This is a genomic window from Burkholderia anthinoferrum (genome assembly GCF_002925705.1).
GTDB lineage: Bacteria > Pseudomonadota > Gammaproteobacteria > Burkholderiales > Burkholderiaceae > Burkholderia > Burkholderia semiarida.
On record NZ_LFZP01000052.1, the window covers coordinates 222,065 to 236,155 of the forward strand.

Consider the following 14,091-nt stretch of genomic DNA (forward strand, 5'->3'; position numbering starts at 1 on the left):
GTTCAGCCGACCACGTCGATCCCGTCGAGCAGCCGCCGTGCGAGTCTCGGCTCGCGCAATTGCTCCAGCCACCATTGCAGTGCGCGGCCGTCGCGATCGCCGTGCCACGCGACGTACAACAGATTCGGCTCGCGCGGATCGGCCGTCTGCTTCTCGACCAGTTCGCCGCGCGCGAGCAGCGACGCGACGCGCCGGCGCGGCACCCAGCCGACGCCGAGCGCATCGCGCTGCGCGAGGATCTTCGCGCGCATCGACGGCACCGCGAGCACGGCCTGCCCGCCGAGCAGGCCATACGCGCGGCCGGCCGCGCGCCGCGACGAATCGGCGACGACGACCGAGCGGTGCGCACCGATCGCGTCGCGCGTCAGCGGGCCGCGCGCGGACGCCAGCGGATGGCGCGGCGACACCGCGAACACCCACTCCATCGCGCCGAGTTCGAACCACTTGAGGCCTGGAATGGCCGGCGGCTCGTTCGTCGCACCGACGACCAGATCCGCGCGGCCGTCGCGCAACGCTTCCCAGGTCCCGCCGAGCACCTCGTGCGTGAAACGCAGCGACACGCCCGAATCGAGCGCATCGAAGGCGCGGACGACCGGCACGAGCGTATCGAACTCCAGCACCTCGTCGCTGACGATCCACAGCCGGTCCTCCCAGCCGCTCGCGACCTGCCGCACGCGCTGCGTCAGCCGGGCGACGTCGAGCGCGAGCCGCGCCGCCTCGTCGGCCAGCAATTGTCCGGCCGGCGTGAGCTGCAGCCGGTAGCCGCGCCGGTCGAACAGCAGCGCGTCGAAGCGCGTTTCGAGCTGGCGCGCCGCGTGCGACACCGTCGACGGCGCCTTGCCGAGCCGCGCGGCGGCACGCGACAGGCTGCCGGTGGCGCGGATCGCGTCGAGCAGTGCCAGTTCGTCTTCGGACAGCATGAGGTCGCTCCGCGGTGAGGTTTGTCGTGGATCGTAAGGCAGCAGCGCACGGCGGTCCAATCGCGCGATGGCGGCCGCGGCCACGAGCCACGAACCGCCGCCGGCGCGCTCGACTTCCGGTATGCTGGCCGAGGCGAAATGACACGAATCGAGGTAACCACTGCGATGGACATCGCGATCCGCATCGAAGGCCGTCACGACCTGACGGGGCAAATCTTCCGGCAACTGCGCACCGCGATCGTCGACGGGCGTCTCGAAGCCGGCGCGCGGCTGCCGTCGACGCGCGACCTCGCGAAACAGCTCGGCGTGTCGCGCAAGACGACGCTCGACGCGTTCGAGCGCCTGGTGGCCGAGGGTTACCTGAATACGCGCGCCGGCGACGGCACGTTCGTTGCGGACGGCCTCGCGCGCGTGCCGCACGCCGCGGCCGCGTCGGCGCCGTCGATCGTCGACGAGATGCCGCGCATCGACGCGGTCGATGCGCGCGCGCTGTGGAACGACCTGCCGGACGCGCTCGCGATGCCCGCGCCGCACGATTCGCCCGGCTTCGACTTTCGCGGCGGCGTGACCGACAAGACGCTGTTCCCGTTCGACGCATGGCGGCGCTGCCTGCATCACGCGCTGCGCCAGCAGGCGCGCGGCCCCGGCCAGTATCACGATCCGGCCGGCGACCCGCAGTTGCGCGGCGCGATCGCGCGCTACGTCGGATTCAGCCGCGCGGTCGCATGCAGCTGGGACGACGTGCTCGTCACGCAAGGCGCGCAACAGGCGCTCGACCTGATCGCGCGCGTCGTCGTGCGGCCGGGCGACGTCGTCGCCGTCGAGGATCCCGGCTATCCGCCCGCGCGCGCCGCGTTCGCGTCGCTCGGCGCGACGGTGACCGGCGTGCCGGTGGACGCGCACGGCCTCGTCACGGAACGGCTGCCGGACGACGCACGGCTCGTCTACGTGACGCCGTCGCATCAGTTCCCGCTCGGCATGCCGATGACGCTCGACCGCCGCGTCGCGCTGCTCGAATGGGCGCAGCGTCGCCGTGCAGTGATCATCGAGGACGACTACGACGGCGAATTCCGCTTCGAAGGCCGCCCGGTCGAATCGCTGAAGAGCCTCGACCGCACGGGCCTCGTCGCGTACGTCGGCACGTTCTCGAAGACGATCTTTCCCGAGTTGCGGATCGGCTACGCGATTCCGCCGCGCGCGCTGCGCGGCGCGCTGGCCAAGGCGAAGCAGATCGTCGACTGGCACACGTGCACGCTGACGCAGGCGGCGCTCGCGCGCTTCATGCACGATGGCGATTTCGCGCGGCACCTGAAACGCGTGCAGAAGCACTACGACGCGCGGCGCAAGGTGCTGATCGCGCACCTGCGCGGCGAACTCGCGCCGTGGTTCGACGCGATCGTGCCGACCGCCGGCATCCATCTCGCCGCGCACCTGAAGCCGGGGCTCGACGAAGCGGCGCTGGTCCGCGCGGCGCGGGCGCAGGACATCGGCCTGTACGGAATCTCCGCGTTCCACGCGGACGTGCCGGTGCGTGCCGGGCTGCTGTTCGGCTATGGCGGGATCGACGCGCTGCGCATCGACACGGCGCTCGCGAAGCTGGCCCGGCTGCTGGAAGCCGGCATCGCAGGCGGGCCGCCACTGGTTACCTGAATTTCCACGGAATTGGCTATTCAAGCAGGCCAGTACGCGTCCTAAAGTGGGTCCTGTCGCGCCACCCCGGCGCTACCCAACCGAAAAGGACCTGCCATGCAACCGCGCCTGAACTTCTATGCCGCCAGCCCGAATGCGATCAAGGTGATGCGCAACGCCGAGGAATTCCTCGCGAAGTGCTCGATCGAGAAGCCGCTCGCCGAACTCGTCCGTCTGCGTGCGTCGCAGATCAACGGCTGCGCGTTCTGCGTCGACATGCATACGAGCGACGCACGCAAGGGCGGCGAAACCGACCGCCGTCTCGCGACCGTCGTCACGTGGCGTGAAACGCCGTTCTTCACTGAGCGCGAACGCGCGGCGCTGGAATGGACCGAGGCGCTGACGCTGGTGGCCGGCAACCACGTGCCCGACGCCGTCTGGGAAGCCGTGAAGCCGCATTTCACCGACGAGGAGCTGTTCGACCTGTCGATGCTGATCGCGACGATCAACTCGTGGAACCGCTTCGCGATCGCGTTCCGCAAGATGCCCGAGTAAGGCGGCGACGATGATTCGCTCCCCGCTCCATCGCATCGCGCCGTGCATCGGGCTCGTGCTCGCGGCGGCACTGCCGGCCGCCGCCCACGCGCACGACGCCGGCGACAGCGTCCACGCGATCATGCAGCAGGCCGTGCCCGAAGCGCCCGGCAAGCTCGTCGTCGTCGCGACGGTCGACTATGCGCCCGGTCAGGCGTCCGACGCGCACCGGCATCTCGGCTCGGTCTTCGCGGTCGTGTCGAAAGGCGAAGTGCTGTCGCAGGTGAACGGCGGCCCGCTGCGCCGCTATCGCGCCGGCGAAGGCTGGTACGAGCCGCCCGGCTCGCGCCATCAGGTATCGCGCAACGCGAGCGCGACCGAGCCCGCGCAACTGGTCGTGTTCGGGCTGACGGGCGAGCATCAGCCGCTGAAATCGCCGATCGATCAGTGATCCGGAGAATCGGACGAATCGGGCGAATGCTCGCGACGTAAACGAAAAAACCGGCTCGAAAGCCGGTTTTTTCATACCGCATGCCGTGAGCGGCGCTCGCGCGCCGCGCGACGTTTAGAAGCGGTGGATCATGCCGACGCCGACAGCGATCTGGTTCTGCTTCGAACCTGCCGCCACGCCGTCGCCGATCTGCGTCGTTGCTGCCTGGATGGTGCCAGTCTTGCTCAGCGTATTGCCCGACGCGTGCTGGTAAGCCTCGAGTGCGTACAGGCCCGTGCGCTTCGACAGGCTGTAGTACTGCGACAGCGTGACCTGATGGTACTTGGCCGCGCTCGTGATGCCGTTCGACTGCGTCGCCGCCGTGTACGAGTAGCCGACCGCGAAGTCCCACTGAGCCGCTGCCTTCCAGTGCAGCACGGCGCCGGCCGTGTTGAAGATCGCGCTGTTGCGGAACACCGAGCCGACGCCCGGCGTGTACTTGACGTTCGTGTACGACGCCGACACATCCCACGCCGGCGTGAACTGGTAACCGGCCGTCACGCCGATGCGCTGCTGCGATTGCGCCGTCTGATAACCGGCATTGAGCGCCGACACCGCCGGCTGGCCGCCGCTCGTGACCGTCGAGTTGTCGCCCCACACGCCGCCGCCGAGCGTCGAGTTGTTGACCTTCTGATAGCCGACCGCGATGCCTGCCGGGCCGTTCAGGTACTGGACCGCCGCGCTCCACGTCGAGCCGCGGTTGACGCTGCCCGGCACGCCGCCGAACGAGTACGAACCGCCGACCGTGAAGCCGTAGAACTTCGGCGACATGTAGACGAGCGAGTTGTTCGCGCGGTAGCTGGTATCCAGCGAATCGATATCACCCGGGTGCGCGCCGTATGCGCCCGTCAGCCACGTCGTCGGGCTGTACGGCGACAGCAGCGTGTAGTACGCCGTGTACTGACGGCCGGCCGTCAGCGTACCGTACGCCTGGTTCGTCATACCGACCCATGCCTGGCGGGTGAAGATACCGCCTGCCCATTGCGACGCGCCGGTCGCCGAGTTCACGCCTGCTTCCAACTGGAAGATCGCCTTCGTGCCGCCGCCGAGATCTTCGCTGCCCTTCAGGCCGAAGCGGCTGCCTGCCCATACGCCGGTGGACATCGATACCTTCGAGTGACCGCCGGTCGTCGCACCCGTCGACGGGGCCGCGTTGTTCTGGTATGCCAGGCCGTTGTCGACGATACCGTACAGGGTCACGCTGCTCTGGGCGTGGGCGGCGGTAGCGGCTGCGAGACCCACTGCCGTCATGGCGAAAGCGACGCGCTTTTTCATTGATTCTCCGTCCTCAAAGAATGTTTCTTTTCTGGTGTGGTTTTGTGACCGACACATGTGCGAGTACATGCCGACGCGATTCTGACGGATTACCAATTGTTTCCCAACATGTGCAGTCGGTCATCGTATGATCGACGCAACGCGGGCGTTCACCAAACGGTTACATAACAGCTCGAAATGCTTGTGCGGCGGGCCTTTCCGGCATTTGCCGGTGAAAACCCTAGCTTTACATTTTTACGGGTGCAACGCGACCGTCCGATGTCGTCAGACGCCTTCGGCAACCAAACATCTTACAAATGCGCGATCGAAGCTGACGCCGCGATTCACGCCGCCGCGCAGGATCGCCGACGTTCGTGACACCCACATTTCGAGACACGAAATCATGAAAACGTTTTTGTCCGTGCACGGGGCACGGGAGATCGGACGGGAACGGCCCGGCGAGCGCGGGCCGGGACGCGACGTCGGTGCCGGTCGCACCGACGCGCTTCAGTGCTGCGACGCGGGGCGCGCGAGCCGCGCGGTCACGGCGTCGGCGAGCGCGCTCAGGCGCGCGCGGATCGCCGTGTTCGAACCGACCAGCGCGAGCGACGCCGCCATGATCCGGTAGACGCGCTTTCTCGGCACCTTGGCCGGCTGCGCCGGGTCGAGCCACGCAGCGTGGCCGGCCAGCAGTTCGAGCGTTTCGAGGCCGATCATGATCGGCCACAGGCAGGCGAGCCGAAGCCGCACGAAGCGGCGCGGGATCGCGAGCGTATACAGGCATGCGTCGCGATACTGGTCGAGCGCGCCGCGCAGCAGGTCGACCAGCACGCCGCGTGCGCGCGCCGACGCATCGGGCCGCATCAGGTCGGCCACGACGAGCCCGTGCGCGCGCAGCACGTCGTCGGGCAGGTAGCAGCGGCCAATGCGCAGGTCCTTCGCGCAATCGCGCAGGATGTTCGTCATCTGCAGCGCCTTGCCGAAGCGGATGCCCTTCTCGCGCATGTCCGGCAGGTCCCAGCCGCGCGCGGCGCGCGTGTGCGCGCCCGTCATGTCGGTCCAGAATTCGCCGACGCAGCCGGCGACGAGGTACGTGTAGCGGTCGAGTTCGCCCCGCGTGGGCAGCGATGCGACCTGCCCCGACCGCTCGTCCGGAAACGTGCGCAGGTCGAATTCCATCCCCGCGGTGAGCGTCGCGACGACCTTGCGGATCGACGCGCGATCGACCTCCGACTGCGCGCGCAACAGCGCGAGCATCGGTTCCATCGAACCGAGCAGCAGGTGTTCGTGCGAATCGGTCTGCATCCGCGTCACGTCCTCGAGCGAACGCGACAGCGCCGCACCGTCGCCGAGACGCTCGATGTCGTCGCGCAGGTCGGTCAGCAGCGCCGCGCGCCGGTCAGGCGCGACGAGCGCCGTGTCGGCGATCGTATCGGCCGCGCGTGCAAGCAGATACGCAAGGCCGACCGGGTCGCGCATGCCGTCGGGCAGCACGCGCAGCGTCAGGTAGAAGGAGCGGGATACGTTCTTCAGCAGGTCGCCGAGCAGATAGGCAGGATCGGTATGGGTCGTCATGAGTCGGGAAAAATCGGCCGGCGCGGGCCCCGGGCGCACACGGGCGCCGGGCGCCCGCGCCGGCCCGCGAGTCGCCGCATCGTCGCGCGCGGCGGGCGTCGGCCCCGGTGCGGCGATGCAAAATTCCCGCAAGTTTAGTGCATCCGGCGCGCGGGTTCGCTGTGACGGCCGGAATGCGATGTGCGCAAGGCTGCCGTCGCTCGCGCTGCCGCGCCCGTCGCCCCTTCAAAACAGAACGGAAAGGTCCAAGTAATAAATATGTAATTATTCGATGCGACGATCGCGCACCGTTCGATTCCGTTCTGCCCGGCTTCTCGCCGGGCCGCCGACTCGAGCGCCCTTTCCGACTCCGTTTCGAAGGTTCAACGACATGCTCCTCAAGCGCCCGACCTCCCTGCGCTATGCCCCGTTCGCCTGCGCCGCCGCGCTCCTGCTCGCCGCGTGCGGCGGCGACGACGCCCTGACGCGCGATCCCACGCAGCCGATCTCCGCGAAGGTCCAGGTGGTCGGCCATCGCGGCGCGAGCGCGCTGCGCCCCGAACACACGCTCGCGTCGTATCGCAAGGCGATCGAGGACGGCGCGGACGTGATCGAGCCCGACCTCGTGTCGACGCGCGACGGCGTGCTCGTCGCGCGCCACGAGAACGAGATCTCGGGCACGACGAACGTATCGGCGCTGCCGCAGTTCGCCGGCCGCAAGGCGACCAAGACGATCGACGGCGCGCAGTTGACCGGCTGGTTCACCGAGGATTTCACGCTCGCGGAGCTGAAGACGCTGCGGGCGCGCGAGCGCATTCCGCAGGTGCGCCCCGCGAATACGGCCTACAACGACCAGTTCGAGATTCCGACGTTCGACGAGATCGTCGCGCTCGCGAAGCAGATGTCCGCGCAGACAGGCCGCACGATCCATCTGTACCCGGAAACCAAGCATCCGACCTACTTCCAGTCGATCGGCCTGCCGCTCGAGGACCGTCTCGTCGACGCGCTGCTGAAGGATTCATACACGTCGCGCACGGCGACCGTCTACATCCAGTCGTTCGAAGTCGCGAACCTGAAAGCGATCCGCAACCGGATCAAGTCAAGCCAACCGAACTGGCAGCTCGTGCAGCTGATGGACGAAGCCGGTCAGCGCCCGTACGACTTTGTGAAGGCGAACGACACGCGCACCTACGGCGACCTGTCGACGCGCGACGGCATGCGCGAGATCGCGACCTATGCGAACGGCGTCGGCCCGTACAAGACGTCGATCATCGCGGTCGCCGCAGACGGCACGCTGCAGCAGCCGACGCCGTTCGTGCGCTACGCGCACGAGGCCGGCCTCGTCGTGCATCCGTACACGTTCCGCCCGGAAAACAACTTCCTGCCCGCATCGCTGAAGGACGGCGGCACGCCGGCCACGCGCAACACGGGCGGCTCGGTGCGCGAGATCCAGGCGTACCTGCGCGCGGGCATCGACGGCTTCTTCACCGACGATCCGGCCGTCGGCCGCACGGCCGTCGATACGTTCAAGCGCTGACACGAAGCGCCGACCCGCACGCGACCGGGCGCCGCGCACGAGGTGCCGCGCCCGGTTGCACCGCGTCGGTCAGATCACGTTGAAGTGGTGCGTGCCGTCCCGCTTCAACTGGTCGACCAGCCCGTATTCCCAGTCGAGATACGCCTGCATCGCCGCGGCCGCGTTGTCGGTGCCTTCGTACGGGCGCCGATAGCGGTCGATGCGCGGCGACGCAAGACGGGTCTCGCCGCTCTCCAGCGGCAGCCCGGCGTCGATCCACGCGGCCGTGCCGCCGGTCAGCACGCGGGTCTCGGCCGACGCCGGCAGCAGCGCGCGGGCGTCATCCGCCGCGAACCGCGCAAGCAGGCTCGATCCGCACGTGAACACGTAGCGCTTCGCGGGCGGAATCGCGGCCAGCGCGTCGCGCAACTGCGCACGCACGGCAAACCACGCGCCCGGCACATGACGCTTCACGTAGTTCGCGCTGGCCGTCACGTCGACGATCGCGAGCTCGCCGGGCGCGGCCTCCTTCAGCCAGCCGGCGAGCGTCGCGGGCGACACGTCGGCCGCGGGCGGCGTCGCGGGCACGTCGCGCGGCGGCTGGCCGCGCTCGACGAATGCCGCGGCGCCGGCCGGCTCGACCACGCGCACGTCCCAGCCCATCTGCGCGAGCCACGACGCGGTCATGTCCGCGCGCACGCCGTCGTCGTCGGCCAGCACGATCCGCGCGCCGCGCACGGCCGCATGATGGTCGGTCTCCTGCACGAGCTGGCCGCCCGGCGTGCTCAAGAAGCCCGGCAGGTGGCCGGCTTCGTATTCCTCCGGCGTGCGCACGTCGAAGCGGTACAGCGTGCGGCCCGGTTCGGCGAGCGCGGCGACGTCGGCCAGCGCGATGCGCGGCACGCCGGCGCGCTCGGCCACCGCGCGGGCGGCCCGACGCGCTTCGGCGCGCTGCGTCGCGTCGATCTCGTCCGGAAAGCGCCGTGCGGCGCCGCGCTCGAGCGTCTGGCCGGCCAGCGTCCAGCCGATCGTGCCGTTGCGCAGCGCGGCGACTGGGTTCGGCAGCCCCGCGTTGACGAGCGACTGCGTGCCGATGATGCTGCGCGTGCGGCCCGCGCAGTTGACGATCACCTGCGTGCGCGGGTCCGGCGCGAGCGCGCGCACGCGCAGCACGAGTTCAGCGCCCGGCACGCTGGTCGACGTCGGGATGTTCATCGTCTGGTATTCGTCGAAGCGGCGCGCGTCGACGATCACGACATCGGCTTTCGCGTCGATCAGCGCCTGCACCTCCTGCGCGGACAGCGACGGCGTATGACGCTCGGCCTCGACCCATTCGCCGAACGACTTGCTCGGCACGTTCACGTCGATGAACAGTTCGCCGCCCGCGGCGACCCAGCCGGCGAGGCCGCCGTCGAGCAGCCGCACGTCGGTGTAGCCGAGCCGCACGAGCGTCGCGGCCGCGCGCGGCGCGAGATCCTCGCCGCCCGCTTCGCCGAACACGACGATCGGCGTGTCGCGGCGCGGAATCCGCGTCCACGCGTCGAGTTCGAGCTTCGACAACGGAAAATTGGCGGCCCACAGCGGATGGCCCTGCGCGTACGGATCTTCCTCGCGTACGTCGATCAGCGCGATCTCGTCGCGGGCAAGCAGGCGCGCGCGTACGTCCTGGTACGACGCGACGGGGAAACGGGAAAGGGAATCTGCGGAGTGCGTCACGATGTCTCTGGGTTGAATACGTTGAAGTCGGTGAAGAAAACGGAACGGCTCGATCGTGGCCCTGCCGCCGCGCGCCCGCCACGGGCCGCGCGAGCGGGCGTTGCGTCAGGCATTCGAATAGCCCGACACGAACGGCTTCACGGTACCGTCGTCCAGGTAAACCGCGCGCTCGACCTTGCCGATGTTCGCGCCGTACACGTGGATGCTGATCGATACGCGGTCGGCAAATGCGTTGGTCACGCGGTGAACGTCGCCGATGCGCGGCGACACGGCCTCGACCTCGCCCGGCCGCAACCGCACGGCGTCGCCCGCGGGCACCGGCCTGCCGGCCGCGTCGAACCGGTACGGCTGCGAGAACTCGCCGCCGCGCAGCATCCCGATCAGCCCCCACACCGTGTGATCGTGGATCGGTGTCGCCTGGCCCGGCCCCCACACGAAGCTGACGACCGAGAAGCGCTCGTCCGGGTCCAGATGCAGCAGGTACTGCCGGTAACGCTCGGGATCGGGCTGCGCGAATGCGTCGGGCAACCAGTCGTCGTGCTCGACGAGCGCGGCGAGCAGCGCGCCGCCCTCGTCGAGAATGCGCGCCTCGTTCGCGCCGGACGCGAGCAGCGCATCCAGACCATCGACGAACGGACGCAGCGGCGTCTGTTGCAACGAAAGCGTACTCATCGGCCGTCTCCTCGAATATGATGCCGAATATGATGGATCGTCATGATGCACCCGAAAGACCATGCAGAACAAACATGAAAATTAGCGATATCGACGCTTTTGCAGCGGTCGTCCGCTGCCAGACCCTGAGCCAGGCCGCGGCCGAGCTCGGGATGACGCAGCCCGCGATCACGCGGCGCGTCCAGAATCTCGAGGAAACGCTCGGCGTGACGCTGCTCGACCGCAACACGAAGCCGCCGCGCCCGACCGACATCGGCCGGCAGGTGTTCGAGCAGTGTCGCGCGATCCTGCGCGAGGTCGACGCGCTGCGCGAACTGACGGCCGGCCAGCAGCCGCCCGCCGGTGAATTCAGGATCGGGCTCACGCAGGGCCTTGGCGAACTGATGCTGCCCGCGCTGATCGCGGATCTCGCCGCGCAGTGGCCCGCACTCGCGACGCAGGTCACGACCGCATGGGGCGGCCTGCTCGTCGACCGCATCGCCCGCCGCGAACTCGATGCGGCGCTGGTCTTCCTCGCGCGCGAGATGGTGCTGCCGGCGCAGGTCGAGGGTGAACGCTTGCTGGCCACGCGGCTCGTCGCGGTCGGCCGCAAGGGCGACTGGCCGCGCCGCAGCTACCGGCTCGCCGATTGCCACGCGCGCGGCTGGGTGCTCAACCCGGACGGCTGCGGCTTTCGTGCGGGCCTGCGGCGCGCGCTCGACGCGCAGGGCCTGCCGATGCCGGTCACGCTCGATGCGTACGGCCGCGACCTGCAACTGCAGAGCGTCGCCAACGGCTTCGGCCTCGGGCTGATGCCGCTGCCGCTCGTCGAAGGCAGCCCGCTGCGCGACGCGCTCGATATCGTGCCGCTTGCCGATTTCAAGCCGCAGATCGATCTGTGGCTGCTGCGCCGGCACGATGCCGCGCGCCTCGACGCGCCGCTCGCGGCCGTCGCCGCGCATGCGCGCACGGCGTTCGCGCTGCCCGAGCAATCGCACGACAAGGCCGCGTAACGTAGCCTCGGTGGCCGCGGTAGCCTCGGTGGCCGCGCGGCGCCTGCGTCGCGCCGCGCCGTTGCCGTGCGCGGCAACCTGGCCCGGCTCACGCATCGCGTCGACCGCCTTCGCTCCCGGTGCGTGACGTCGCGTCCGCCCCTGCATTCGTCTGCCCGCGCGTCGCCACGTCGAGCGCCGCCCGCCCCGCCGCCACCGCGATCGCATCGTCCTGCGGTGTATGCACGCGGCTGCACAGCACGTCGCGATAGTGGCGTTCGAGCGGATTGCCGCGGCTCAGCCCGTGATTGCCCGACAGCTTCAGCGCTTGCTCGACCGTCCGGATCGCGTGCTCGGTCACGGTGCGCTTGACGAGGCCGCTGGTCGTCACCGACGGCGCGTTGCCGGCGTCGGTGCGCGCGATGTGATCGTCGAGCAGCACACGGTTCGCGTGCAGCCAGCCTTCGATTTCCCCGACCGCCTCCTGCACGCGCGGCAGCGTCGCGAGCGGGGCGCCGAGCCCGCTCGGCGCACGCGTCGTCGCGAATTCGACGAGCCAGTCGCGCGACGCACGCGCCACCGCGTCGTACAGGCTGCCGAGCAGCACGACCATCCACGCCTGCTGGTCCGCCTGCGCGTCGGCATCCGCATGAGTGGCGGCCGATACGGTCCATGCGTCCGGCGCGCGTACGTCGACTGCATGGTCGGCCGGCAGCGGCACGTCGTCGAACACGACTTCGTGGCTGCCGGACGCACGCAGGCCGAGGTGATTCCAGCTTTCGATCACGCGGATGCGATCGCCGTCCGCCGCGGGGTCGCGCGGCACGAGAAACACGCCGACGCGCGGCGCCGGTTCGTCGGTGCGCGCCCACACGGCCAGCCAGCGCAGCGCCGGAATCCCGGTACTGTAGAGCTTGTGGCCCGACAGCCGCCAGCCGTCGCCATCGCGGCGCGCGAGGGTCGCCGGCAGCCCGCCGCGCGACGGCGAGCCGAGCGCCGGCTCGACGCGCAGCGCGTTGATCAGCGCGCCGTGCGCAACCGCGCTGTCGAACACCGCGCGCCGCACCTGCGCGGGCCAGCGGTTGTCGGCGCGGCCGAGCGCGCGGTGCTGCAGATACGTCATCGTCAGTACCAGCGCGGTTGCCGGATCGGCCCGCGCGACGGCCGCGACGATCCGGCTCGCCCGCGCCAGCGTCGCCCCGGCGCCGCCATGCTCGCGCGGCACGACCTGCGCGATCAGCCCGGCACGATGCAGTCGCGCGAAGTTCTCGTGCGGAAAGCGGGCCTCGACGTCGTTGCGGGCCGCATCGGCGGCGAGTTCGGGAGTGAGACGCTCGAGCAGCGCGGCGAGGCGCGCGTCGTCCGTCTCGTCGATGGCGTCGGCGTGGGCGGGCTTGGCGGCGTCCGCGGGCAGCAGGCGCAGCGAGGGTTGCGGTGGCGGCGAGGAAACGGCAAGGCTGGCGGACATCGAAACGGATTCCCTGGGTAGGTCGAACACGGCGGCGGAACGACGAAAACGGCGGGCGCAAACAGCAGGCGAAAACAGCGCCAACGCGCGCCCGATCATTCACGAGCCCACAGCGTATGCGCAACCCATACGGCCCCAAACCATGCAAATCTGATATTCAAATCCGGATTGATTATTTCCATTCCGCATGATCCCGGCGTTAACCTGCGCTCCATTCCTGCCCGGCCGTGCGCCGGGACATCCCTGCACCGGAGACCCAGATGAGCGTCGAATTCATCGGCATGATCCAGAGCCAGAAGCAGTCGGAAATCCACCCGGCGTCCGGCCCCGTGGTCGATCCCGACTATGTGCGCGACTTTGCCCGCGCCCACGAAACGGCCGGTTTCGACCGGATTCTCGTGCCGCATCACTCGACCGGCCCGTCGGCGACGCTGACGATCGCGTTCGCGGCGGCCGCGACCGAGCGCATCCATTTCATGCTCGCGCATCGCCCCGGCTTCACCGCGCCGACGCTCGCCGCGCGGCAGATCGCGACGCTCGACCAGTTCAGCCGCGGCCGGCTCGCCGTGCACTTCATCTCCGGCGGCTCGGACAGCGAGCAGCAGCGCGACGGCGATTTCCTCGATCACGACGCGCGCTATGCACGCACCGACGAATACCTCGGCATCCTGCGGCGAATCTGGACGGAAGCGCAGCCGTTCGATCACGACGGCGCGCATTACCGGTTCAAGCAGGGTTTCTCGGAAGTGAAGCCGTTCCAGCAGCCGCACGTGCCGATCTACTTCGGCGGCGCGTCGGAAGCCGCGCTCGCGGTGGCCGGCAAGCACGCGGACGTGTACGCGCTGTGGGGCGAATCGCTCGACCAGGTGCGCGACCTGACGACGCGCGTGCGCGCCGAAGCCGCGAAACACGGCCGCCAGGTGCGCTTCTCCGTATCCTTCCGCCCGATCCTCGCGGCGACCGAGGACGAAGCGTGGGCGCGTGCGCACCGCATCCTCGACGAAACGCGCCGGCTGCGCGAAGCGGCCGGGCTCGGCGCCGGCGGCCCACAGCAGAGCGAAGGCGCACGCCGCCTGCTCGCCGCGGCCGAGCGCGGCTCACGCGTCGACAAGCGGCTGTGGACCGAGATCGCGAAGCTCACCGGCGCGCGCTCGAATTCGACGGCGCTCGTCGGCACGCCCGAACAGGTCGCCGACGCGTTGCTCGACTACTACGACCTCGGCGTGACGACGTTCCTGATCCGCGGCTTCGACCCGCTGGAAGACGCGATCGACTACGGCCGTGAACTGATTCCGCGTGTGCGCGGCGCCGTCGCCGCACGCGACGCGGCGCGCCGCGCGGCCTGAGCCCAACGGAGCCATACGGAG

The 14,091-nt window shown here is 69.5% G+C and carries 12 protein-coding genes; 6 read left to right on the forward strand and 6 right to left on the reverse strand.

Going from position 1 to position 14,091, the window contains the following annotated elements:
* Window positions 1-2: 2 nt before the first annotated feature.
* Window positions 3-920, reverse strand: a complete 918-nt coding sequence (locus tag C5F75_RS23655) for a LysR family transcriptional regulator (RefSeq protein ID WP_059574534.1) — start codon at window positions 918-920, stop codon at window positions 3-5.
* A gap of 165 nt (window positions 921-1,085) precedes the next feature.
* On the opposite strand from C5F75_RS23655, the gene pdxR reads away from it, so the two are divergent.
* From pdxR to C5F75_RS23670, 3 genes are all read left to right on the forward strand, one after another.
* Window positions 1,086-2,570, forward strand: a complete 1,485-nt coding sequence (gene pdxR, locus C5F75_RS23660; protein ID WP_060011342.1) for a MocR-like pyridoxine biosynthesis transcription factor PdxR — start codon at window positions 1,086-1,088, stop codon at window positions 2,568-2,570.
* Window positions 2,571-2,666: 96 nt separating this feature from the next.
* Window positions 2,667-3,104 carry a carboxymuconolactone decarboxylase family protein gene (locus tag C5F75_RS23665; RefSeq protein ID WP_059574538.1) on the forward strand — a complete coding sequence of 146 codons (438 nt, stop codon included), beginning with the start codon at window positions 2,667-2,669 and terminating at the stop codon, window positions 3,102-3,104.
* Window positions 3,105-3,114: 10 nt separating this feature from the next.
* Window positions 3,115-3,534 carry a cupin domain-containing protein gene (locus C5F75_RS23670; protein ID WP_059574540.1) on the forward strand — a complete coding sequence of 140 codons (420 nt, stop codon included), beginning with the start codon at window positions 3,115-3,117 and terminating at the stop codon, window positions 3,532-3,534.
* Window positions 3,535-3,648: 114 nt separating this feature from the next.
* Here the strand turns inward: C5F75_RS23670 and C5F75_RS23675 are convergent, their stop codons facing one another.
* Both C5F75_RS23675 and C5F75_RS23680 read right to left on the reverse strand, forming a co-directional pair.
* The gene (locus C5F75_RS23675; RefSeq protein WP_059574542.1) at window positions 3,649-4,848 is read right to left on the reverse strand and encodes a porin; all 1,200 of its coding nucleotides are present in this window, start codon (window positions 4,846-4,848) and stop codon (window positions 3,649-3,651) included.
* Window positions 4,849-5,334: 486 nt separating this feature from the next.
* Window positions 5,335-6,402, reverse strand: a complete 1,068-nt coding sequence (locus C5F75_RS23680) for a phytoene/squalene synthase family protein (protein ID WP_060011341.1) — start codon at window positions 6,400-6,402, stop codon at window positions 5,335-5,337.
* A gap of 370 nt (window positions 6,403-6,772) precedes the next feature.
* Here C5F75_RS23680 and C5F75_RS23685 point away from each other — a divergent pair, with 370 nt between their 5' ends.
* Window positions 6,773-7,918: a glycerophosphodiester phosphodiesterase gene (locus C5F75_RS23685; protein WP_060011339.1), complete on the forward strand. Its 1,146-nt coding sequence runs from the start codon at window positions 6,773-6,775 to the stop codon at window positions 7,916-7,918.
* Window positions 7,919-7,987: 69 nt separating this feature from the next.
* On the opposite strand, the gene C5F75_RS23690 is transcribed toward C5F75_RS23685, so the two are convergent.
* Complete coding sequence (locus C5F75_RS23690) at window positions 7,988-9,613, reverse strand: rhodanese-related sulfurtransferase (protein WP_104012793.1); 1,626 nt, start codon at window positions 9,611-9,613, stop codon at window positions 7,988-7,990.
* A 105-nt stretch (window positions 9,614-9,718) separates the two neighbouring features.
* Entirely contained in the window at window positions 9,719-10,285 is a 567-nt protein-coding gene (locus tag C5F75_RS23695) for a cysteine dioxygenase family protein (protein WP_060011336.1), read from the reverse strand.
* A 17-nt stretch (window positions 10,286-10,302) separates the two neighbouring features.
* Here C5F75_RS23695 and C5F75_RS23700 point away from each other — a divergent pair, with 17 nt between their 5' ends.
* Entirely contained in the window at window positions 10,303-11,277 is a 975-nt protein-coding gene (locus tag C5F75_RS23700; protein ID WP_179231774.1) for a LysR family transcriptional regulator, read from the forward strand.
* A gap of 88 nt (window positions 11,278-11,365) precedes the next feature.
* Here the strand turns inward: C5F75_RS23700 and C5F75_RS23705 are convergent, their stop codons facing one another.
* Complete coding sequence (locus tag C5F75_RS23705) at window positions 11,366-12,724, reverse strand: acyl-CoA dehydrogenase family protein (RefSeq protein WP_060011331.1); 1,359 nt, start codon at window positions 12,722-12,724, stop codon at window positions 11,366-11,368.
* 260 nt (window positions 12,725-12,984) lie between these two features.
* Between C5F75_RS23705 and C5F75_RS23710 the strand changes: the two genes are divergently transcribed.
* Window positions 12,985-14,070 (forward strand): LLM class flavin-dependent oxidoreductase, encoded by a 1,086-nt coding sequence (locus C5F75_RS23710; RefSeq protein WP_060011329.1) that lies wholly within the window; start codon window positions 12,985-12,987, stop codon window positions 14,068-14,070.
* Window positions 14,071-14,091 lie beyond the last annotated feature (21 nt).

Bases quoted from the DNA above. Each gene is read 5' to 3' on its own strand.
- C5F75_RS23705 (WP_060011331.1), bottom strand. From the start codon at position 12,724: ATGTCCGCCAGCCTTGCCGTTTCCTCGCCGCCACCGCAACCCTCGCTG.
- C5F75_RS23675 (WP_059574542.1), bottom strand. From the start codon at position 4,848: ATGAAAAAGCGCGTCGCTTTCGCCATGACGGCAGTGGGTCTCGCAGCC.
- C5F75_RS23665 (WP_059574538.1), top strand. From the start codon at position 2,667: ATGCAACCGCGCCTGAACTTCTATGCCGCCAGCCCGAATGCGATCAAG.
- C5F75_RS23685 (WP_060011339.1), top strand. From the start codon at position 6,773: ATGCTCCTCAAGCGCCCGACCTCCCTGCGCTATGCCCCGTTCGCCTGC.
- C5F75_RS23700 (WP_179231774.1), top strand. From the start codon at position 10,303: ATGATGCCGAATATGATGGATCGTCATGATGCACCCGAAAGACCATGC.
- C5F75_RS23680 (WP_060011341.1), bottom strand. From the start codon at position 6,402: ATGACGACCCATACCGATCCTGCCTATCTGCTCGGCGACCTGCTGAAG.
- C5F75_RS23710 (WP_060011329.1), top strand. From the start codon at position 12,985: ATGAGCGTCGAATTCATCGGCATGATCCAGAGCCAGAAGCAGTCGGAA.
- C5F75_RS23695 (WP_060011336.1), bottom strand. From the start codon at position 10,285: ATGAGTACGCTTTCGTTGCAACAGACGCCGCTGCGTCCGTTCGTCGAT.
- C5F75_RS23670 (WP_059574540.1), top strand. From the start codon at position 3,115: ATGATTCGCTCCCCGCTCCATCGCATCGCGCCGTGCATCGGGCTCGTG.
- pdxR (WP_060011342.1), top strand. From the start codon at position 1,086: ATGGACATCGCGATCCGCATCGAAGGCCGTCACGACCTGACGGGGCAA.
- C5F75_RS23655 (WP_059574534.1), bottom strand. From the start codon at position 920: ATGCTGTCCGAAGACGAACTGGCACTGCTCGACGCGATCCGCGCCACC.